Source organism: Intrasporangium oryzae NRRL B-24470 (genome assembly GCF_000576595.1).
In the GTDB taxonomy this organism is placed as follows: Bacteria; Actinomycetota; Actinomycetes; order Actinomycetales; family Dermatophilaceae; genus Intrasporangium_C; species Intrasporangium_C oryzae.
The window spans coordinates 37,785-56,318 of sequence record NZ_AWSA01000031.1 but is presented as its reverse complement, the minus strand read 5'-3'; the positions used below and the strand labels follow the sequence as shown (position 1 = coordinate 56,318).

Below are 18,534 nucleotides of genomic sequence, written 5' to 3'. Positions count from 1 at the left end.
TGCGAGGAGGGCGGGCATTGCTCATTCTGCGGCGTTTGATCCACATACTGAGACGCGCGTAGGCGGGCGGTCGAGGCGGGGGCGCACTCCAGCGACCCAACTTGTATCACTGAGGTGTGAACACACGTAGGTACAAGGTGTAGGGCCTATATGTGTTCTGTCGCTCTCCTAGGGAGGACTAGAAAACATGATGTGTTCACACCTCAGTGATGCAAGTTGAGGCCCCAGGGGGCCGAGCGTGTAAACGCTGGAGCAGTGACAAGAGTTGGCACCGGGCCGCCCGCTCCCCCGCGTCGGACGCTCCCCACTCCGGCGCCGCGCCACCGGCCACCGGGCCCCGCGGAGGCGGCGGAACGGGCCACGACGGCGGCCACGCGGGGCGGAGCCGGACGAAGAGAGCCCCGCCCTACCGAGGCAGGACGGGGCTCAGATCGGCCGGGAGAGAGGCGTTTACGGCTCCTCGGCCTCGGCCACGATGGTGCGCTCGGCGAGGTAGACGGCGAGGGCCGCGGCATGGAGGACGGAGTCCTCCGGCGTGAGCGGCCAGACGCGCACCGTGGGCGCGTCCGTCCACCGGCTCGGCGCGTCCAGGTCGACGGGGTCGACGTCGGCCGGAACGGCCTCGCCGGCCTCCGCGGAGGCGATGGCGGCGAGGTCGTCGGAGGTGAGATCACTTGCCATCGTTGGCCTCCACCCAGAGGTCTGCGTCCGCGAAGAAGCGGACCTTGTCCGCGAGCGGGAGGCGGCCGGGTGAGACAACCCAGCGGCCCGCGAGCTGGAGAGCGTTGACGCGGTCCGCGCCACCGCGGGCGTAGAGGTCGGCGAACGTCTCCCCGGTCTGCTTGACCACCGAGAAGGACTGCACCGGAAGGGCCTTGGCGGCCTCCACAGCCTCCAGCGCGTCCCAGTGGGCGTCGGTCGCGGCCAGGTGCTCCTCGCGCGTCTTGGCGGCACTGAGAGCCTCCTCGGCCGCCTTGAGGCGCATACGCGCGAGCGCGATGCCCTCAGTACGGGCCGCGTCGCTCTCCTCGGTCACGGTGATCGTGACGGGGAGGTCTCCCATGGCGTCGAGGAAGAGAGACTCCACGCGGGCCTCCGCGTTGTGGGCGGTCACGGCGGCGCGGGGACGGCCACCCTCCTTGTGGTTGGCGGCGACACCGCGGCATCGGTACGTGGCCTCAGTGGGGACCTTGGCCGCGTTGAAGTAGAGGCGGTCCCCGCACTCCGAGCATGAGAGCGCGGCGCCGATCCCCTCCGACGGGGTCCACGTCTTCACCGGACGGGAGGTGAGGTGCTTCTGGAGCCGGTCCCACTCCACGAGGGTGAAGACGGCCATGTCGGGGTCGAGGCGCGGGCCGTCGGGCGTCTGCTCCAGCACACCGGCCAGACGCTCATTCCGGAGGACGCGGCCGAGCCGCGTGTCGAGGATGCCGAGATCCGCCGCGAGCGTCGAGAGCGGAGTCCCCGCGTAGAGGCGCTCCACGGCCTCACGGAGCGCCGGAGCCTCCTCCGGGTGGGGTCGGAGGACGAGACCGCGGCCCGTCGGGTTGGGGGCGCTCTGGAGCCCGAAGGGCGCCTCTCCCACCGCGTGGCGACCCTCGGCCTTGAACGCGACGAGGGACTCGCGGCGGCGTTCGGCGATCATGGCGGCCTCCATCTGGGCCACGGCGGCGAGGATCGTGAGGAGGAGTTGGCCGACGGGACCCGAGGTGTCGATGTCCTGCTCGGTGAAGCGGACGCTGGCGCCTGCCTCCGTGATCCGACGGACGGTGGCGAGGACGTCCTCGGTGTTGCGTCCCATCCGGTCGAGCTTGGTGACCAGGACGCGGTCCCCGGCGTGGAGATCGGAGAGAAGACGGGCACCCTCCGGACGCTTGGCGAAGGGGACCTTGGAGCCGGAGACGGACTCGTCGGCGTAGAAGACGGGCTCACCGTCCGCGGCCTTGGTGAGCGCGGCGCGCTGTTTGGCGATGGAGCCGGAGGCCAGGGTGTCGAGCGAGATGCGGAGGTAGGCGCGGTCGGTCATGAGGCCAAGCATATGTCACGCGGCGCCGCGCAAGACGTTCAAGGGGATGACCGACGAGATGCTCGCGTGGCAGACCGAGCGGTTCCAGCAGCTCGCGACCGACCACGGCAACTGGGTCGTCCACCTCCGCCCCGAGCAGGTCGTCGAGGTCGCGTTCGACGGCGTGCAGCGCTCGAGCCGGTATCCGGGGGGCATGGCGCTCCGCTTCGCGCGGGTGCTGCGCTACCGCGACGACAAACCGGTCTCCGAGATCGATACGGTACAAACGATCCGAAACCTCGCCGGGTGGTGAGCCCTCGGGCCCCCCTCGCCTCCTCGTGCCCCTCCTGCCACGGTAGCCTCTTGGGTCACTGGGGCCCCACTGGGTGCCCTGTGTCACGAGAGTCCGTTACCGGCCGACAGGGGGCCGGCCGGAACCGTGGCTGATGCAAAGAGGTTCGTGACATGCCCGCACCGTGGCGACGGTTCCTGCTCCTGTTCAGTGCGACGGGGTTGCTGCTCGGTGGAGGAGGGCCCGCACCGGCCCTCGCCTCCGGCGCGGCCACACCCTCCAGCAGCCCACCACGGGCCACCACCGCCTCGGCCGCGGCTTCGGCGGGGGCTCCGACGGCGGTTTCGACAGGCGCCTCGGCGACGGCCCCGTCGGCTGGACGCCGGCGCGTCAGCTACCGAGGAGTCAGCCTCCTCGTGCCGAGTGACTGGCAGGTCGTCGACCTGGCGGCCGACCCCACCCGGTGCGTCCGGCTCGACGTCAAGGCCGTCTACCTCGGTGAGCCCGGGGCCCAGCAGGACTGCCCGGCCCACCTCGTGGGTCGCGCCGAGAGCATCCTGCTCCGACCCGCGTCGGCCCGGCGCCTGGAGTCGACGACGTCCCGGCCGACCACGGTCGGCCGACTCGCGGCCCGGAGCGGGAAGAACCCCGTCGGTCGCACGAAGCAGGTGTGGTTCACCGGTCCTGACGTCGAGGCGGACGCCGCCTGGGGCGCCGACGAGGCCGCCGTGGACACCGTCCTCGCCTCAGCGAGGACAGCCACGTCGCAGTCCCCCGCGCCGGCGACCGGGTCGGCCACGGGCTCGACCACGGGCTCGACCACGGGCTCGACCACGGGCTCGGCCACTGACCCGCGAGCGACGGCCGCGCCCCTGGGCGTGAGCCGTGGCGTGACGCGGGCCCCCTTGACCACCACCGCAAGCGGCGCGAGGACGTTCACCGGCATGGGCTTCGACAGCTGCGCCGCGCCGTCCAGCTCGACGATGCAGTCGTGGTACTCGTCGTCGCCCTACCGCGCCGCCGGCATCTACATCGGCGGCTCGATGCGGGCCTGCGGCGACGGCAACCTCAGCTCCACGTGGGTGAGCCAGATGTCCTCGATGGGATGGGGCCTCATCCCGATCTACGTCGGCATCCAGGCGCCGTGCGTCAACCAGACCGGCCTCTCGGTCATCGACCCGAGCACCGCTGCGGCGCAGGGCAAGTCGAGCGCCGACGACGCCGTGAGCCGGGCCCAGTACTTCGGGCTCGGCTCAGGCACCCCGATCTACTACGACATGGAGGACTACGACAACACCAACACCTCGTGCACGCAGACGGTCCTCACGTACCTGTCCGCGTGGACCAGCGAGCTACGTGCGCTCGGCTACCTCTCCGGCACCTACGGGAGCAGCGGCTCGCTCATGGTCGACATGTCCAACGCCATCACCGCCGGAACGAGCGGCTTCGTCGCTCCGGACGACGTGTGGTTCGCGCACTGGAACAGCCTCCAGACGCTGTCGGACTCCGCCTCGTACCCGGCGTTCACGGACGCGTACTGGTCGACGGGTCGGCGGCTGCATCAGTACGACACCCTCACCGAGACCTGGGGCGGGGTGAGCATCAACATCGACGCCAACTGGCTCGGCGGGCAGGTGGCGGGTGCGCCTGTGCCCGTCGACTACGGCACCAACGTCTTCGGACCGGGCAGCGGGTCCTTCGTCTTCACCGGGAAGATGGCCTACTGGAACCCCAACCCGCCCCAGGGCCTTCAGGGACGCGCCTACGCGACGTACGCCAACGGCAGCACGGAGTCCAACGGAGCGACCTGGTACCCCCAGCTGCCCCAGGGCAAGTACGCCCTCAGCGCGTACATCCCGAGCACGCGGGCCACGGCGACGGTCCCGTACACGATCAAGGACGCGAACGGGTCGGTCGTCAAGACCGTCGACCAGTCGGCCATCAGCGGGTACTACGGGCTGGGCAGCTACATCGCCCGCCCCGGCAGCCAGATCACGGTTCACCTGGCCGACAACGGCCCGAGCCCCTCGACCGCCGAGGTCGGCGCGGACGCGATGTCGTTCAAGCTCGTTGCCACGGTTCCGTCCGCGCCGACGGCGGTGTCGGCGATCCCCTGGGACGCGAAGGCGACGATCCGGTGGACCGCGCCCTCCGACAACGGCAGCGCCATCACGGGGTACACGGTCACGGCGTCTCCGGGCGGGGCGACGGCCACGGTCGCGGGAACGGCGACGTCGGCGACCGTCACCGGCCTGACCGACGGGACCGCCTACACGTTCACGGTGAAGGCGACGAACGACGTCGGCACGGGGCCGGCCTCGGCGCCCTCAGCTGCGGTCACCCCGCTGCCGCACGGCCACTTCGTCCCCGTGGCACCGGTGCGCCTGCTGGACACCCGCTTCGGCACCGCGACCAACCCGGTGAAGACCGCGCTCGCGGCAGGAGCCTCGCTCACCGTCAAGGTGGCCGGCGTGACCGGCTCTCCCGTGCCGTCCGGCGCCATCGCCGCGGCGATCAACCTCACCGCGACGTCTTCCCAGACGTCGGGTTTCCTCACGGCCAACTCCACGGCCGCCGGGGGCAGCGCCACGGCCGACTTCACGGCGGGGAAGACCGTCGCAGACCTCGTCGTCACGCGCCTCGCGAGCAACGGCACCATGACGATCGTCAACCACTCGACGGGCACCGTCCAGGTCCTTGCTGACGTCGAGGGCTACCTCATCTCGAGCGGCACCACGAACCACTGGGTGTCCCCCACCCCGGTTCGCCTGCTCGACACCCGCTACGGCACCACGAGCAACCCGGTCAAGACCGCGCTCGCGCCCGGCGCGGCCCTCGTCGTGAAGGTGGCGGGCGTCAACGGCTCCCCGGTGCCCGCCGGGGCCACTGCCGTGGCAGTCAACCTCACGGTCACCGGCGCCCAGGCGTCCGGGTACCTCACCGCCAACTCCACGTCGACCGGAGGCTGCGCGAGTGTCGACTTCGCCGGCGGGCAGACGATCGGGGACCTCGTCATCACCCGCCTTGCAAGCAACGGCACGATGACGATCGTCAACCACTCGAACGGCACGGTCCACGTCCTCGCCGACCTCGAGGGCTATCTCGCGAGCGGCACCACGAACCAGTGGGTCACGCCAGCCCCGGCGCGCCTGCTCGACACCCGCTACGGCACGACGACCAACCCGGTCAAGGTGGCGCTCGCGGCCGGCGCCTCACTGACCGTGAAGGTGGCCGGCGTCACCGGTTCGCCCGTCCCCTCCGGAGCCACAGCGGCCGAGTTCAACCTCACCGCCACCGGTTCCCAGGCGTCGGGCTACCTCAGCATCGGCTCGGCCTCGACGGCAGGAACTCCCGCCCCGAGCTTCAGCACCGGGCGGACGGTCTCCGTCCTCGTCGTCACCCGGTTGGCGAGCAACGGCACGATCACGATCGTCAACCACTCCTCGGGCACGGTCCAGGTCCTCGGGGATGTCGAGGGCTACCTCCACTGACGAGACGAGGGCAGGCCGGTCCGGGAGAACACGCCGGGCCTCACTAGGCTCGGGTTCCACCACCTGATCCCGGACCGGCCGGAGCCCTCATGTCAGAGCACGTGCACCATCGCCCCGGCCTCGGGGCCATCCCCCACGAGGGCGGGACAGCGTTCCGCGTCTGGGCACCCCATGCCGACGGCGTCGCCGTGATCGGCGGCTTCAACGGCTGGTCGGGCGACCGCCATCCGATGGTCCGCGAGGACGGTGGGCACTGGTACGCCGACGTCGAGGGGGTGCGGCACGGCGACGAGTACCAGTTCCTCATCCGCAACGGCGACACCCACCTCCACCGGATCGACCCACGGGCGCGCGCCGTGACCAACTCGGTCGGCAACGGCATCGTCTACGACCGCGGGGCCTTCGACTGGCACGGCGACGCCTTCGTCCTCCCGCCGCACCACGAGCTCGTCATCTACGAGACCCACATCGGCTCGTTCGTCTCCGAGAACGGCGACCGCGGCCACCTCGGAGGCCTGTTGGGCAAGCTCGGCTACCTGCGCGAGCTCGGCATCAACGCGGTCGAGCTCATGCCGGTGGCCGAGTTCGCCGGTGACTACTCGTGGGGGTACAACCCTGCCGACCCGTTCGCCGTGGAGAGCGGCTACGGCGGGCCCGACCTGCTCAAGACCTTTGTCCGTGAGGCGCACAAGAGCGGCATCGCCGTCATCGTCGACGTGGTCTACAACCACTTCGGCCCGAGCGACCTCGCCCTGTGGCAGTTCGACGGATGGAGCGAGAACGACAAGGGCGGGATCTACTTCTACAACGACGACCGCGCGTCGACGCCCTGGGGCGACACCCGTCCCGACTACGGCCGGCCCGAGGTCCGCGAGTACATCCACGACAACGCGCTCATGTGGGTCGAAGAGTTCCACGTCGACGGGCTGCGCTTCGACGCGACGCTCTACATCCGCACCATCGACGGGCCCGGCACCGACCTGCCCGAGGGCTGGGAGCTGATGCGCTCGCTGACGAGCACGATCCACGAGCGTCATCCGGGAACGATCCTCATCGCCGAGGACCTTCAGGGCGACCCGGCGATCACGACCGCAGAGGACGGCGGCGCCGGGTTCGACGCCCAGTGGGACAGCGGCTTCGTCCGGTCGATCCGCGACATGCTCTCGGCGGTCGACGACGGGGAGCGCTCGATGGGCGCCCTCGCGGAGGCGCTCGTCGGGCACGAGGACCCGCTCTCGCGGATCGTCTACACCGAGAGCCACGACGAGGTCGCCAACGGCAAGCTCCGCGTGCCCCACGAGATCGACGGCGACGACCCGTCGGGGTGGCACGCCCAGAAGCGGGCCACGCTCGGCATGGCGATCGCGCTCACCGCTCCCGGCATCCCGATGCTCTTCCAGGGTCAGGAGTTCCTCGAGGACGAGTGGTTCCGCGACACCGTCCCGCTCGACTGGGAACGCGCCGAGGCCTTCCGCGACATCGTCCGCCTGACCCGCGACCTCATCCTCCTGCGCCGCAACCTCGGTGGCGACTCGGCGGGGCTGACCGGCCACGGCTGCACGGTCCTGCACCTCGACGACGAGGCAAAGACCCTCGCCTGGTCGCGCTGGAACGAGGAGGCCGTCGCGGTCGTCGTCGTCAACGCGAGCGCCGAGCCCCGCGAGGTGACGACCGGCATACCCGCAGCCGGGGACTGGCGGCTGCGCTTCAACTCCGACGCGGGGACCTACAGTGCCCTCTTCGGCGACCACCCGAGCGCCGACGTCGAGGCGGTCGACGAGCCGCTCGGCGACCAGCCGGCCCAGGGCACCGTCTCCGTCGGCCCCTACAGCCTCGTCGTCCTCACCCCAGCCTGACGATCACCACCACGAGTCCGTATGCCGCTGGGCCGGCTCCCCGACACCGCCCCTTCTCAGCCCGGGCGGACGTGTTGCGGTCCCCAGGCCCCGTCCGACCACCGGACCTCCGCCCCGGCGGACTTGCTGCGGTCCCCAGGCCCGGTCCGACCACCGGACCTCCGCCCGGGCGGACTTGTTGCGACAACGGCCACCCGACGCGAAGGGTCGGGTGGCCGTTGTCGACAGGCTCGGCGAGCCCGGTGGTCAGCGCAGGGGGTCGAACGGGCTGAGCTCCTTGGGCGCCGTGCCCGTGACGATCTGCTCGGCGAGCAGGCGGCCGGTGACCGGGCCGAGGGTGATGCCCCACATGCCGTGGCCGCCGGCGACGAAGACCCGCGAGCTCGTCGTCGCGCCGATGAGCGGCAGGCCGTCGACGGTGCACGGACGCGAACCGACCCACTCGTCCTGACGGTGGTCGAGGTCGGCACCCTTGAGCAGCGGGCGGGCGGCCTCGACGATGGCCTTGATGCGGCGCTGGTCGAGCGCGGCCTCGGGCTTGCGGAACTCCATCATCCCGGCGACGCGGAGGCGGTCACCGACGGGCGTGCAGGCGACGCGGGCGGCCGGGAAGTAGACCGGGCCGTTGGGCAGGTCCTCGACCTCGACGCTGAAGGAGTAGCCGCGGCCGGCCTGGACGACGCGCTTGACACCGAACTCGCGGGCGAGCCGCCCGAGCCAGGCGCCCGTCGCGACGACGACAGCGTCGTAGGACTCGGCGGCGCCGGAGTCGGTCGACACGGCGACGCCCGCGCCGGTGTCGGCGATGCCGGTGACGGCCGATCCCGACACGATCTTGCCGCCGCGTGCGATCACCGAGTCGGCGAGGGCGTTGACGTAGGCGCCCGGGTTGATGAAGCGCTGGCCGTGGAGCACGATCGCGGCGCCGATGTTGTCGGACAGGGCCGGCTCGATGGCGCGGGCCTCGTCGCCGGTGAGGACGTCGAAGGTGATGTCGCCGCCGGAGGCGTGGATGTGCTCGATCTCCTCGAGGAGGGTCTGGCGCTCCTCGGCGGTCCGGTACGCGGCCGTGAAGGACTTGGCCTCGTACGTGTCGGCGTCGACGCCACCCGCCCTGAGCAGGTCGAAGCTCGCCAGGGACAGGTCGTTGACCGGGACGAGGGCGCCCATGGCCTTCTTCCACGCCTTCATCGTGCTGTGGCGGGTGAACCCGGTGACGAACTTGAGGAAGTCCGGGTTCGCGCTCGGCGGGACGTACACGGGCGAGCTCGGGCTGAGGACGGCGCGGAGGCCGTACTTGAGGACGGCGGGCTCGGGCAGCGGCGTCGCGATGCCCGGCGTCAGCCAGCCCGCGTTGCCCCACGAGGAGCCGGCGGCGACGCCCTCGCGGTCGATGACGGTCACCTCGACGCCACGCTCCTGGAGGAACCAGGCGGTGGCGAGGCCGACCATGCCGGCGCCGACGACGGCGACGCGCTCGGGGGCGGGGATACCGGACGGGGTCACTGCAGCCATGGGTTCGACGTTCCTTGTCGTTCGGCGGTGCGGGGCTCTTCCACCATGGTTGGCCATCGCCCGGCCGACCCCGTCGTGACGAAGTGCCAAAGAATCGCCTGCTGGCTGTGCTAGCAGCACAGTCGCCCGGCATCATGGTCGTATGCCGCTCACCTCCTCGACAGCCCCACGCGGGCTCGCGCTCGCCGACCTCGTCGGGACCCTCGGTGGCGGCCTGCTCACCGTGGCGGTCGCCGCGCCCGGCCCGGAGATCGACGACATCACCCTCGCCGAGCCCGGGGCCGGGGTCTACGGGCAGGCGGGCGACCTCCTCCTCGGGGTCGGCGTCGAGTCGCCCGAGCGGGCCGTCGAGCTGCTCGGGGCCGCGGTCACGGCGGGCAGCGGCGGCGTCGTCCTGCGGCGCTCGACGGCCCGACGGCGCGAGGTCCGGGCAGCGGCCCGCAGGGTCGGGATGACCCTCGTCGAGCTCGCCGACCACGCCTCGTGGGCGCACGTCGTCTGGCTCCTGCGCGGCGTCCTCGACCGGGCCGCCTCGGGTTCGGCGGTCCGCTCCGACGGGCCGGTCCACGACGAGCTCTTCGCCCTCGCCGACGCCTGCGCCGCGCTCGTCGATGCGCCGGTCACGATCGAGGACACCCAGTCACGCGTCCTCGCCTACTCGTCCCGCCAGGACGTCGCCGACCCGGTCCGCGTGTCGACGATCGTCGGGCGCAAGGTCCCCGACGCGGTCCTCGCGAGCCTGCGCGGCCGCGGGGTCTTCCGCCGCCTCGCCCGGTCCAACGAGCCGTTCTACGTGCCCGCCGACGGCGCCCTCAAGCCGCGTCTCGTCATCCCGGTCCGCGCCGGCAACGAGTGGCTCGGCTCGATCTGGGCGGTCGTCGACGGGCCGCCCGACACGGCTGTCGTCCGTTCGCTCGGCCAGACGGCCTCGGTCGTCGCCCTTCACCTGCTGCGGCTGCGCTCGCAGGCCGACCTCGCGCGCCGCGTGTCCGCCGACCGGCTCCGCACGCTCCTCAGCGGCAACCTCGTCGAGGCCGAGACGTGGCTGCCCCCGGCGCCCTGGCGGGTGGTCGTCCTCGGTCTCGCCCCGGATGGCGGCGCGGAGCACCCGGGTGACACGGAGAGCCAGGTCGACCTGTGGGAGTCGGCGGCCCGCCGCGGGGCCTGGCGCCAGCCGCTCGTCGCCCGGCTCGACGGGCAGGTCCTCGCGCTCGTCCGTGAGGCTCCCGGGGACCTGACGCCGGGCAGCTGGGACTGGCTGCGCGGCATCGTCGAGGACGTCCGGACGACGACGCCGGGCGCCGCCGTGAGCGCCGGTGGCGTCGTCGACCGAGCCGCGGCCCTCGCCCAGTCCCGCCACGACGCGCTCGAGGTGCAGCGCCTCCGGGAGGCCGGACGCCTGACCGGTCCTGCGACGACGATCGAGGACGCGTGGGCCGCGGTGACGACGGAACGCGCGGTCAGCGGCATACGCCTCGCTCCCCTGCTCGGCCCGGTCGGCGACCTCGAGGCGCACGACCGCGAGCACGGCAGCGCGTATGCCGCGACGCTCGCGGCGTGGCTCGACCACCCCGGCGACCCGAAGCGGGCCGCCGAACGGCTGCACGTGCACCCCAACACGCTGCGCTACCGGATGCAGCGCCTGGGCGACGTCGTCGACCTCGACCTCGACGACCCCGAGACCCGGCTCGCCCTTCGCCTGCAGCTCAGGGCCCTGGGCCACTGACCCCTCCCGGTTCGATGGTCAGCGCTTCGGCGCGGCCTTCTTGGCGGCCTTCTTCGCGGCCGCCTGCTCGGTGGACGCGCCGGCGGTACTGAGCTCGCCACCGCTGCTCTCGAGGTGGGCACGGACGAACCACTGGAAGAGCTCGAGCTGCGCGACCTGCCCGATGAGCATGTCCTGCGTCACGAGGTCGAGGTCGTCGGTCAGCGCGATGACCTTGCGATGGTCCTCGATGACGCCGTTGAAGACGAGGTCGAGTGCCCCGAGGTGAGCGCTCGTGTCCGCCCGGAGGAGGTCGTAGTCATCCCACGTCCGGTTGGCGACGAGGTGCCCCGGGGTGCCGACCGGCGCGACCCCGAGGGTGGCCATCCGCTCGGCCGTCTCGTCGACCATGGCGCGCACGGCCTCGATCTGGGGGTCGAGCATCTCGTGGACGCCGATGAAGTGCGGGCCGACGACGTTCCAGTGGACGTGCTTGAGGGTCAGCTGGAGGTCGTTGAGCGCGTGGAGGCGCAGCTGGAGCGCCTCGCCAACCTGGTGGCCGTCAGCGATGCTGAGGCCCGGGACGGTGAACTTCGCTTCTCTCGGATTGGCCATGTTTCCTTCATACCCGCGTCCAGGGCGACACGCCCGGGCGACTAGCGTGGGCCTGTGCTGATCGTCCCGATGACCGCCGAGCACGCCGACCGCGTCCTCACCATCTACCAGGCCGGAATCGACGGCGGCGACGCGACCTTCGAGACCACATCGCCGTCCTGGACCGAGTTCGACGCGGCCCGCCTGCCCGACCACCGCTACGTCGCCCTCGACGACGCAGGCGAGGTCCTCGGCTGGGTCGCCGTCTCCCCCGTCTCGACCCGGGCGGCGTATGCCGGGGTCGTCGAGCACTCGGTCTACGTCGACCCGGGCGCCCGCGGGCTCGGCGTCGGCCGGGCGCTCCTGGTGGCCGTCATCGCCTCCACCGAGGCGGCCGGCATCTGGACGATCCAGTCGGGCGTCTTCCCGGAGAACCAGGCCAGCCTGCGCCTGCACGAGCAGGCCGGTTTCCGTGAGATCGGCGTCCGTGAGCGGATCGCCAAGCGCGAGGGCCGTTGGCGCGACGTCGTCCTGCTCGAGCGTCGCAGTCCGGTCGTGACCTGACCCGAGCCGGCCGAGACCACCTGCCCTGCGGGTCGCAGTCCGGCGCTCAGGGCATGCCGAGGTGGACCGTGCCGTCGGGGTCGGTCCGGAAGTTCGGGTTGTACACGAAGTCCCACCGGAACCCGTCGGGGTCGGCCACGCACGCACTCGTCCCGCCCCAATCCCGTGCGGTCGGCTCCGAGACGGAGGTGGCCCCGGCAGCCAGCCCGGCGGCATACAGCCTCGCGACCTCCTCGGCGCTCGACGTCGTGTGCCCGAGGGACATGGGCGGCGCCGACCCCCCGAACGCGACGTCGCCGTACTCGCTCGGCATGGCATCGATGTGCCACAGCGCGAGCAGCTGGCCGGGAGCGCACTGGACGAAGCTGATCTCGCCGGGCAGGTGCAGGACCTGACGGAAGCCGAGCCCGTCGACGTAGAACCGACGCGACCGCTCGACGTCGCGGACGCCCAGCGTGATCGCGGTGATGTGCGGGATCGTGTCCATGGGCCCGACCGTAGCTCCGCCCACCGACAGCCCCTGCGCCCGACGTCAGGGGTTCGTAAGGGATGGGTAACGCCCGCGTCATGGAGTCCGGGGCTGCGGTGCCGTTGACTCGACCCAGAGCCGATCACGGTGGTCGGCCAGGAGGTGAAATGCTATGCAGCGCAACCTGATTCGTGCCCTTGCTCTCGCCGCTCTCGGCGCCGGCAGCATGGTGGCCGGCACCGCGGCCGCCCAGGCGTCGGGCGTGTCCGGGCCTGCGTTCTACATCGACCACGAGCTCTACCGGACGGTCGCCACCCCGACCGACCTCAGCGGCACCGGGGCGCCGGCCCAGTCGTGGGACACGATCTACAGCTTCTCCGGCCTGCAGCGCAGCGTCGCCACGGCCGCACCCGGCGACCCCGGCTTCAACGGCGGTCGCTGGCAGGTGCACGCGGTGTCGCCGACCGGGACGTATGCCGCCGCCCTCGCCGCCGGTGACCTCGACGGCGACGGTGTGCTCGACGCGGCGAACGAGGTCCAGGCCGCCATCGCGGCCGGCGCCCTCGTCGACAACGGCGTCGTGAAGTACTTCGTCTGCACCGTCAACAAGGTTCCCGCCGGCGGGGCCTGACGTCCCCGCACGTGCTCAGGGGAGGGTCGCTCACGAAGCGACCCTCCCCTGATCGATCACATGGCCCCTGGGGGCGAGATGTCAGTGTCCTCCGCCGAGGAGCTCGCGGACCTCGGACTCGCGGTACCTCCGGTGCCCCCCGAGGGTCCGGATCGACGTGAGCTTGCCCGCTTTGGCCCATCTTGTGACCGTCTTGGGGTCAACGCGGAAGAGTGCGGCGACCTCAGCAGGAGTGAGCAGCTTCTCGGTCTCTGGCCGATCCTGTGTCGTCATCGTGTTCCCACCACCCTGTCGCTCGGCTGCGACATGCTTGGCCCCAGTCCGGGGCTCGGTAAAGCAAGCGTAAAGTTTTCGCGTCATCGGCGTCGGGTTTCTGAGGAAAAGGCCTCATTCCGACCGCGTGTCGGATGCCCGGGTCGGGGGTAACACCACGAGTCGGCCGCGGCGCGCCACGCGGATCGGGGACCCGCGCGTACGCACGACTTGCATGCCTCATGTAGCGTTAGCACCACGAGAACACACACATTCCCGGGGCCGCTACGCGGACATCGAAGAGCCATCGGTTCTTTGACGAGCGATGCCGTCCCGGCACGACGCACGAGGGGGTCACGCCATGGGGCGCGGCCGAGCCAAAGCCAAGCAGACCAAGGTCGCACGGCAGCTCAAGTACTACACACCTGACACGGACTTGAGCGCGCTGGAGCGTGAGCTGCACGGTTCGTCACAGCGCGATGGGGCCAACGATCCACGGCCCGTCGAGGACGACGAGTACGACGAATACGGGAAGTGGGCCACGGGCGGGCGCTGAGCCCTCCCTCCGCTTCCTGCTTCACCTCGTGTGGTCGGGTGTTCCGCTCCCGACCCGCGATCGGCTGAGCCGGTCCTCAGGTCGTCGGGTGCTGCCCGACGACCTGGACCGCGCCGCCGTCCACACCCTTGGCTCCCCTGACGACCTCCGCGTCAGGCGCCACGGTGGCCTTCTCCTCGAGCGTGACCTCGCCGAGCAGCCATGCCCGTATGCCGCTCGCCTCGCAGATCTCCATCGCGCGGTCTGCCTGGTCCTGGGGGAGGACGGCAACGAACCCGACGCCCTGGTTGAGGGTGCGCTCGATGTCGGCCTGCGGGACCCGGCCGAGCTCGCCGATGGTCCCGAACACGGCGGGCGGGGTCCACGTCGACCGGTCGAGGCGCGCGAACATCCCCGCCGGCAGGACCCGGGCGAGGTTGGCCGCGAGCCCACCACCCGTGACGTGGCTGAGCGCGTGCACGTCCATGCCGTCCGCGCGGATGAGGTCGAGCAGGGGCCTCGTGTAGATCCGGGTCGGCTCCAGCAGCTCCTCGCCGAGCGTGCGGCCGAAGTCGTCGACGTACCGGTCGAGCGACCAGCCGGCTGACGCCACCACGCGGCGCACGAGGCTGTAGCCGTTGCTGTGCAACCCACTGCTCGCGAGGGCCACCACGACGTCACCGTCGGCGACGCGCTGCGGACCGAGCACGGCGGCATACTCCACGACGCCAGTCGCGGCGCCCGCCACGTCATACTCGTCGCGGTCGAGCAGACCCGGGTGCTCCGCGGTCTCGCCGCCGACGAGGGCGACGCCGGCCTCCTCGCAGGCGCGGGCGATGCCACCGACGATGGCGGCGATCCGCTCGGGGACGACCTTGCCCGTCGCGATGTAGTCGGTCATGAAGAGCGGCTCCGCGCCGCACACGACGATGTCGTCGACGACCATGCCGACGAGGTCGAAGCCGATCGTGTCGTGCTTGTCGAGGGCCTGGGCGATCGCGACCTTCGTGCCGACTCCATCGGTCGAGGTGGCGAGGATCGGGCGCGTCATGCCCGCGAGGGCGCTCGCGTCGAACATCCCGGCGAACCCGCCGAGCCCGCCGACGACCTCGGGACGCGTGGCGCGGCGCACCGACTCCTTCATCAGCTCGACGGCCCGGTCACCCGCCTCGACGTCCACTCCTGCTGCGGCATACGTGATCGGGGCGTCAGGCTCGTTCGTCACACCCCCAAGCCTACCGGCGCGCCGAACCCCGCCTTTCCCCTCCTCCCTCCCCCCTCCCTCCCCGGTTCAATGTATTCGGCGGTCAGCGGTGACCGTGGAAAACATCGAACCGGAGGCCAGTTCGTCCACAGCCCGACGAGCGCCCTCGCCGTTGTCCACAAGGTCGACGGCGACGAGGACGCGCGCCACTGCGGGAGGCCAGCCTCCCGGCATGGACAGGGAACGGCTCGCCATCGCTCGTCGGATCGCCGAGAGCCAGAGCGGGGTCGCCTCTCGACGGCAGCTGTATGCCGCTGGGCTGAGCGAGATCCACGTCCGCCGCGCCGTCGAGTCGGGTCGGTGGCAGACGCACGGGCGTCAGACCGTGGCCGTGCACACCGCGCCGCTCGATCTCGTCGCTCGACACTGGCGGGCGGTGTGGGAGGTCGGCGCGTCGATCGCAGCCATCGACGGGGCGACCGCGCTGCAGGCCGCTGGGCTCAAGGGCTACGAGGACGATCGCATCCACGTGTCGGCGAAGCACAACCACAACACGGCTCCCATCCCGGGTGTGACGATCCACAAGGTGATTCGTCGTGTCGCCGGCGAGCTGGTGGCGACGGGCGTGCCACGGGTCCGTCCGGCCGTGGCGGCGGTTCGGGCTGCCCACTGGGCGGCATCGGATCGGCAGGCGGCCCTCGTCCTGCTCATGACGGTCCAGCAGAGGCTGACGACGCCGACCCTTCTTGCGGCCGCGCAGCGTTCGGCGCGGGGCAGGACCCGTCGCGCGTTCATCGGCAGCGTCGTGCGGGACATCGCGTTCGGCGTCGAGTCACTGGGTGAGCTCGACTTTGCGCTGCGATGTCGGCGGCGTGGCCTGCCCGAGCCCAGTCGCCAGGTGGTTCGGCACGGCGCCCGAGGCCGCATCTACCTCGACGTCCGATGGGACTGCTGCGACCTCGTGGTGGAGATCGATGGCGCGCAGCATCGGGAGGGGCTCAGCGTCATGCTCGACAACCTGCGCCAGAACGCCGTGGTGCTCGCCGGAGATCGCGTGCTGCGCATCGACGTGATCGGGCTACGCCTCGAAGCCGACCTCTTCCTCGCCCAGGTCGCCGCGGCCCACGACCGCCCCACCTGTCGGTTCGATGTATCCCCGTGGCCATGGGTGACCGGCGAATACATCGAACCGGGGGATGGAGGGGAGGGTCAGGGGTGTTGGAGGGCGTTCTCGCCGCCGAGCCCGACGCCGAGTGCGACACCCTCGACGTCGACCGAGCGGTCGTGGCCGGTGCGGACCGTCAGGGGCAGCGTCTCGAGGACGTGCTTGCCGACGTGACCGTCCTCGGGCAGCTCGATCGGGTAGCGGCCGGTGAAGCACGCGGTGCAGAGCTGGTCGGGGTGCTGGTTGGTCGCGCCGATCATGCCGTCGTCGGAGATGTAGCCGAGGGAGTCGGCGCCGATCGAGGCCCGGATCTCCTCGACCCCGAGACCGGTCGCGATGAGCTCGGCCCGGGTCGCGAAGTCGATGCCGTAGAAGCAGGGCCACTGCACGGGCGGCGAGCTGATCCGGACGTGGACCTCCGCGGCCCCGGCCTCGCGGAGCATGCGGATCTGGGCCCGCTGGGTGTTGCCCCGCACGATCGAGTCGTCCACGACGACGAGCCGCTTGCCCCGGATCGTGTGCTCGAGCGGGTTGAGCTTGAGGCGGATGCCGAGCTGGCGCAGGGTCTGGGACGGCTGGATGAAGGTCCGGCCGACGTAGGCGTTCTTGACGAAGCCCTGCCCGAACGGGATCCCCGACTCCTGCGAGTAGCCGACCGCCGCCGGCACGCCCGACTCGGGCACGCCGATGACGAGATCGGCCTCGACCGGGTGCTCGCGGGCGAGGACCCGGCCCATCTCGACGCGGGCCTCGTGGACGACCCGGCCGCGGATCACCGCATCGGGCCGGGCGAGGTAGACGTACTCGAAGACGCAGCCCTTCGGCTGCGGCTCGGCGAACTTGTGCGACCGCAGGCCGTCCGCGTCGATGACGATGAGCTCGCCCGGCTCGACCTCCCGGATCACCGACGCGCCGATGGTCTGGAGCGCGGCAGTCTCCGAGGCGACGACCCAGCCGCGCTCGAGGCGGCCGAGCGCGAGGGGACGGACCCCCCACGGGTCGCGGGCGGCATACAGGGTGGTCTCGTCCATGAAGACGAAGCAGAAGGCGCCCCGCAGGCGCGGCAGCAGCTCGAGCGCGGCCTCCTCGGGCGTCTTGTCGGGGTCGGCCGCGAGGAGCGTCGTGACGAGCGCGGTGTCGGAGGTGTTGCCGCGCGCGAGCTCGCCCGTGACGCGGCCGCCGCCGAAGTGCTCGTCGACGAGGGACTTGAGCTCGATGGTGTTGATGAGGTTGCCGTTGTGCGCGAGGGCGAGCGTCTTGTACTCCGACCCACCGAGCGTGGGCTGGGCGTTCTCCCACGTCGACCCGCCGGTCGTGCTGTAGCGCGTGTGCCCGATGGCGATGTGGCCGCGCAGGGACGACAGGGCCGTCTCGTCGAAGACCTGGGAGACGAGCCCCATGTCCTTGTAGACGAGGATCTTCTCGCCGTCGCTCGTCGCGATGCCGGCGGACTCCTGGCCGCGGTGCTGCAGGGCGTAGAGCCCGAAGTACGTCAGCTTGGCGACGTCCTCTCCGGGCGCCCAGACGCCGAAGACGCCACAGGCGTCCTGGGGTCCCTTCTCGCCGGGAAGGAGGTCATGGGTCAGTTGCCCGTCGCCGCGTGCCACTGCCACAGTCTCCCATACCCTGCCGGACGCCCCGCCGGGCGGTGGACGCCCGTCACCGCCGAGCGCCGAGATCGATCTCGGCGAGGGTCTCGTAGCGGGGTCGGCGCTCGCGCCCCTCGCCGAGGTGCGACTCGACGAGCTGGAGGCGCGTCACCGTCCACGCGCGCCCCTCGAGCACGTCGAACGTCCGGATCCACCGCGTCGCCTCCGTCGGCCGGTGGAACCGCCCGAGGGTCACGTGCGGGTGGAAGCGCGTCCCGTCAGGGGTCGCGCCGGCGCGGTTGGACGCCGCCCGTATGCCGCTCGCGACCTTTCCGAGGTCGCCGCGCAGCTGCTCCACCCCGGCCCACAGCACGCGCGCAGCGTAGGGGTTGGGGAAGGTCCCGGCACCGGCGAGGCGCAGCACGAGGTGGTCGCGTCGTGCCGCGGAGTCGGCGAGCGCCTCGGTCAGGTCGTCGAGGCGTCGCTCCGGCACGACGCCGAGGAAGGCGAGCGTGACGTGCCACTGGTGGCGGTCGGTCCAACGGATCTCGGGCCCGGCCTCGCGGCGGGGCTCGATGTGCTCGGCGAGCTCGTCGAGGACCTCGTCAGGTGGGACGACGGCGACGAAGAGGCGCATCAGCCCACCCGTGCGGACTGCCCGGGCTGC

At 71.5% G+C, this 18,534-nt stretch carries 15 protein-coding genes and 1 pseudogene; 7 read left to right on the top strand and 9 right to left on the bottom strand.

The features are described 5' to 3' along the window. Positions 1 to 450 precede the first annotated feature (450 nt). Together N865_RS14280 and N865_RS21875 are read right to left on the bottom strand one after the other, a co-directional pair. Positions 451 to 681, bottom strand: a complete 231-nt coding sequence (locus N865_RS14280) for a hypothetical protein (protein ID WP_034807226.1) — start codon at positions 679 to 681, stop codon at positions 451 to 453. After that, positions 671 to 2,026 (bottom strand): recombinase family protein, encoded by a 1,356-nt coding sequence (locus N865_RS21875; RefSeq protein WP_169735751.1) that lies wholly within the window; start codon positions 2,024 to 2,026, stop codon positions 671 to 673. The genes N865_RS14280 and N865_RS21875 overlap by 11 nt, the downstream gene beginning before the upstream one ends. 31 nt (positions 2,027 to 2,057) lie before the next feature. Here N865_RS21875 and N865_RS14270 point away from each other — a divergent pair. The 3 genes and pseudogenes from N865_RS14270 to N865_RS14260 form a co-directional block, all read left to right on the top strand. After that, positions 2,058 to 2,318, top strand: a pseudogene (locus N865_RS14270) (ATP dependent DNA ligase); the annotation flags it as partial. Between the two features lie 395 nt (positions 2,319 to 2,713). Continuing rightward, positions 2,714 to 5,788 (top strand): glycoside hydrolase domain-containing protein, encoded by a 3,075-nt coding sequence (locus tag N865_RS21870; protein ID WP_051510595.1) that lies wholly within the window; start codon positions 2,714 to 2,716, stop codon positions 5,786 to 5,788. Between the two features lie 89 nt (positions 5,789 to 5,877). After that, positions 5,878 to 7,644 carry an alpha-amylase family glycosyl hydrolase gene (locus N865_RS14260; RefSeq protein ID WP_034807222.1) on the top strand — a complete coding sequence of 589 codons (1,767 nt, stop codon included), beginning with the start codon at positions 5,878 to 5,880 and terminating at the stop codon, positions 7,642 to 7,644. Between the two features lie 246 nt (positions 7,645 to 7,890). Here the strand turns inward: N865_RS14260 and N865_RS14255 are convergent, their stop codons facing one another. Continuing rightward, on the bottom strand, positions 7,891 to 9,159 hold the full coding sequence (locus tag N865_RS14255; protein WP_034807219.1) for an NAD(P)/FAD-dependent oxidoreductase: 1,269 nt from the start codon (positions 9,157 to 9,159) through the stop codon (positions 7,891 to 7,893). 142 nt (positions 9,160 to 9,301) lie between these two features. Between N865_RS14255 and N865_RS14250 the strand changes: the two genes are divergently transcribed. After that, on the top strand, positions 9,302 to 10,885 hold the full coding sequence (locus tag N865_RS14250) for a PucR family transcriptional regulator (protein WP_034807216.1): 1,584 nt from the start codon (positions 9,302 to 9,304) through the stop codon (positions 10,883 to 10,885). 18 nt (positions 10,886 to 10,903) lie between these two features. Here N865_RS14250 and N865_RS14245 read toward each other — a convergent pair whose 3' ends face one another. Beyond that, positions 10,904 to 11,479, bottom strand: a complete 576-nt coding sequence (locus N865_RS14245; RefSeq protein WP_034807213.1) for a Dps family protein — start codon at positions 11,477 to 11,479, stop codon at positions 10,904 to 10,906. A 69-nt stretch (positions 11,480 to 11,548) separates the two neighbouring features. Here N865_RS14245 and N865_RS14240 point away from each other — a divergent pair, with 69 nt between their 5' ends. Further along, positions 11,549 to 12,022 (top strand): GNAT family N-acetyltransferase, encoded by a 474-nt coding sequence (locus tag N865_RS14240; RefSeq protein WP_034807246.1) that lies wholly within the window; start codon positions 11,549 to 11,551, stop codon positions 12,020 to 12,022. 46 nt (positions 12,023 to 12,068) lie between these two features. On the opposite strand, the gene N865_RS14235 is transcribed toward N865_RS14240, so the two are convergent. Then, complete coding sequence (locus N865_RS14235) at positions 12,069 to 12,509, bottom strand: VOC family protein (RefSeq protein WP_034807210.1); 441 nt, start codon at positions 12,507 to 12,509, stop codon at positions 12,069 to 12,071. Positions 12,510 to 12,663: 154 nt separating this feature from the next. Here N865_RS14235 and N865_RS14230 point away from each other — a divergent pair, with 154 nt between their 5' ends. After that, a complete protein-coding gene (locus N865_RS14230) occupies positions 12,664 to 13,122 on the top strand; it encodes a hypothetical protein (protein ID WP_034807208.1) in 459 nt (152 codons plus the stop codon). A gap of 81 nt (positions 13,123 to 13,203) precedes the next feature. On the opposite strand, the gene N865_RS14225 is transcribed toward N865_RS14230, so the two are convergent. After that, positions 13,204 to 13,395, bottom strand: a complete 192-nt coding sequence (locus N865_RS14225) for a BldC family transcriptional regulator (RefSeq protein WP_034807206.1) — start codon at positions 13,393 to 13,395, stop codon at positions 13,204 to 13,206. A gap of 340 nt (positions 13,396 to 13,735) precedes the next feature. Between N865_RS14225 and N865_RS14220 the strand changes: the two genes are divergently transcribed. Then, positions 13,736 to 13,930 carry a DUF3073 domain-containing protein gene (locus N865_RS14220; RefSeq protein ID WP_034807204.1) on the top strand — a complete coding sequence of 65 codons (195 nt, stop codon included), beginning with the start codon at positions 13,736 to 13,738 and terminating at the stop codon, positions 13,928 to 13,930. Positions 13,931 to 14,006: 76 nt separating this feature from the next. On the opposite strand, the gene purM is transcribed toward N865_RS14220, so the two are convergent. The 3 genes from purM to thpR all read right to left on the bottom strand — a co-directional run bounded on the left by purM (position 14,007) and on the right by thpR (position 18,504). Beyond that, the gene (purM, locus tag N865_RS14215) at positions 14,007 to 15,134 is read right to left on the bottom strand and encodes a phosphoribosylformylglycinamidine cyclo-ligase (RefSeq protein WP_034807202.1); all 1,128 of its coding nucleotides are present in this window, start codon (positions 15,132 to 15,134) and stop codon (positions 14,007 to 14,009) included. Between the two features lie 1,188 nt (positions 15,135 to 16,322). After that, complete coding sequence (purF, locus tag N865_RS14205) at positions 16,323 to 17,885, bottom strand: amidophosphoribosyltransferase (RefSeq protein ID WP_034807200.1); 1,563 nt, start codon at positions 17,883 to 17,885, stop codon at positions 16,323 to 16,325. Positions 17,886 to 17,937: 52 nt separating this feature from the next. Continuing rightward, on the bottom strand, positions 17,938 to 18,504 hold the full coding sequence (gene thpR / locus N865_RS14200; RefSeq protein ID WP_034807198.1) for an RNA 2',3'-cyclic phosphodiesterase: 567 nt from the start codon (positions 18,502 to 18,504) through the stop codon (positions 17,938 to 17,940). Between the last annotated feature and the right edge of the window lie 30 nt (positions 18,505 to 18,534).

Excerpts from the sequence above, each read along its gene's own strand:
- N865_RS14220 (WP_034807204.1), top strand. The coding sequence starts at position 13,736 with ATGGGGCGCGGCCGAGCCAAAGCCAAGCAGACCAAGGTCGCACGGCAG.
- thpR (WP_034807198.1), bottom strand. The coding sequence starts at position 18,504 with ATGCGCCTCTTCGTCGCCGTCGTCCCACCTGACGAGGTCCTCGACGAG.
- N865_RS14235 (WP_034807210.1), bottom strand. The coding sequence starts at position 12,509 with ATGGACACGATCCCGCACATCACCGCGATCACGCTGGGCGTCCGCGAC.
- N865_RS21875 (WP_169735751.1), bottom strand. The coding sequence starts at position 2,026 with ATGACCGACCGCGCCTACCTCCGCATCTCGCTCGACACCCTGGCCTCC.
- N865_RS14280 (WP_034807226.1), bottom strand. The coding sequence starts at position 681 with ATGGCAAGTGATCTCACCTCCGACGACCTCGCCGCCATCGCCTCCGCG.
- N865_RS14230 (WP_034807208.1), top strand. The coding sequence starts at position 12,664 with ATGCAGCGCAACCTGATTCGTGCCCTTGCTCTCGCCGCTCTCGGCGCC.
- N865_RS14260 (WP_034807222.1), top strand. The coding sequence starts at position 5,878 with ATGTCAGAGCACGTGCACCATCGCCCCGGCCTCGGGGCCATCCCCCAC.
- N865_RS14225 (WP_034807206.1), bottom strand. The coding sequence starts at position 13,395 with ATGACGACACAGGATCGGCCAGAGACCGAGAAGCTGCTCACTCCTGCT.
- N865_RS14250 (WP_034807216.1), top strand. The coding sequence starts at position 9,302 with ATGCCGCTCACCTCCTCGACAGCCCCACGCGGGCTCGCGCTCGCCGAC.
- N865_RS14245 (WP_034807213.1), bottom strand. The coding sequence starts at position 11,479 with ATGGCCAATCCGAGAGAAGCGAAGTTCACCGTCCCGGGCCTCAGCATC.
- N865_RS14240 (WP_034807246.1), top strand. The coding sequence starts at position 11,549 with ATGACCGCCGAGCACGCCGACCGCGTCCTCACCATCTACCAGGCCGGA.
- N865_RS14255 (WP_034807219.1), bottom strand. The coding sequence starts at position 9,159 with ATGGCTGCAGTGACCCCGTCCGGTATCCCCGCCCCCGAGCGCGTCGCC.